Origin of the sequence: Bradyrhizobium sp. (genome assembly GCF_036009065.1) — a bacterium.
In the GTDB taxonomy this organism is placed as follows: Bacteria; Pseudomonadota; Alphaproteobacteria; order Rhizobiales; family Xanthobacteraceae; genus Bradyrhizobium.
This window is the reverse complement of the sequence record NZ_DASYMN010000396.1, coordinates 1-1723: the sequence shown is the minus strand read 5'-3', so window position 1 is coordinate 1723 and position 1723 is coordinate 1. Positions and strand designations below refer to the sequence as shown.

Genomic DNA, 1723 nt, shown 5'->3' with positions numbered 1-1723 from the left:
TTCTACAAAAACCCGAAAAGCCCGAATTTGCTAAACGGGGGTGTAACTGCTCAACCCACCCCCTTTGTAAGCTACGGGGTTCACACATTTGACTGGGCGGCGAGGGCGAAGCCGGCGGCCATGGCGGCGAATTGCACCCATCCGGCACGCATGGTTTTGGGTCCGGGTGGCTTGTAGTAGCAGTTCCATCCGCCGAGCCGCGCAATGATCCAGGACAGCCAGGCGAGAGAATGGAGCAGATGCGGGTTCTGCTGGCGCGCTGTCCTGCCTTCGAGGGTCGGGGCGATGGCTTCAGCGGCGGGCAACACCGATGCGTCGATGACGTCCGTTGCCGGTCGCGGGCTGCCATCGCGCGCATCGACCAGCTGCATGGTCCGGGTGGCCGCGGCAAGCCCGACCAAAGCCAGCTTGAACAACCGTCCGGCGTCCTGCACCTGGGTGTCTTCCAGCCGCATGCCGTCGACCTTCAATGATCGGAAAATCTCCTCCATCCGCCACCTCAGCCGATACAGGCGCACAATGTCCGCAGCCCCTGCGGCGTCGGCGACATCGAGCGTAGTCAGCAGCCGCCACAGCAGCGTCTGGCCGTCGCCGGGGCCGTCCACCTCCCGGGCCTCGATCATCGTCAGCTTGAGCTGCGGCGGCGCACCGGGATCACGGCCATGGCGCGGGCGGCAGATCACCACCGGCCCGGCACGCAGGGCCACCGTCGCGACCCGGCCGCGAACGCCGGTGCGCGACGGCGCAACACAAACCTCGGTGCGTGCCAGCTCCGGCCATCCCGCTGCTGCAGCGAACAAACGCGCTCCGCCGTGCAGCGCACGATCCTGCGCGGCCCGAACGATCAGGTCGACCGATGCCGGACGCCGCGCGAAGCCCGCATAGATGTCGCTTTCACGATCCGCCACGACCACCACCGAGGCCGCCTGGGCCAGATGCGTCCCGGCCTGCACGGCACCGTCCAGCCAGCGCATGCTTTCCTTGTCCTCCAGGGCGCGTGCCCGCGCCGGCACGGCGACGAACTCGTCCGTGCGGGTCCAGATCCTCGCGTCCAGCAGACCCAGCACAGCTTCCGTGTCGCTGTCGATGGCGATCACCGGATGCAGGAAGAACCCGGCAGACACGCCGTCGCCCGCTGGGCCCAAGCCGCGGCGACGCTCCTCGCGGCCAGCGAAGTTGATCTCCGTCGTGTCTTGCGCCGCCACGATCCGCCGTCCCGTGCACGCCGCTGCCGTGCGGGCCGCAAGCGTTGCGACCATCTCGCCGCACGTCACCGAGGGCGCCGACAGGAACCGGTGGATCGCGATCTCACCCGCGCGGTTGCAGCCGAGCTTGCGGATCACCAGCGATCCGGTTTCCATCACCCGTTCCACCAGCCGCGTTCCCACAGCGGCGCGACGGACATCGCCAAAACCACCCAGCGCACCTTCTCGACTGCCCAACAAAGCTCCACCCAAATCCACATTGGCCCTAGCGAATCAGAGCCAGGCCACCGCCGCAAGTCGATTGTGTGAACGCCGTAGCCCCGCCCACTACGTACGCGGTCGCTGAATATGGCAGAAATTCGTGCTATTCATTATCTCTCTAGTTTGACTATGTCGGTTTTTGCCTAACACATTGAAATTGCTAGGTTTTCTTGCAGATCATGTGCTCCAATAACCCATTGATAACATTGACTTTCTGCCAGTTTTTGACACAGTCAAACTAGGCCCTTAATGATCAA

Annotated in this window: 1 protein-coding gene; it reads right to left on the bottom strand. The window is 64.5% G+C overall.

Annotated features, from left to right (window positions below):
• Nucleotides 1–80 precede the first annotated feature (80 nt).
• Nucleotides 81–1442 (bottom strand): IS4 family transposase, encoded by a 1362-nt coding sequence (locus tag VGP39_RS24155; RefSeq protein WP_327570614.1) that lies wholly within the window; start codon nt 1440–1442, stop codon nt 81–83.
• Nucleotides 1443–1723 lie beyond the last annotated feature (281 nt).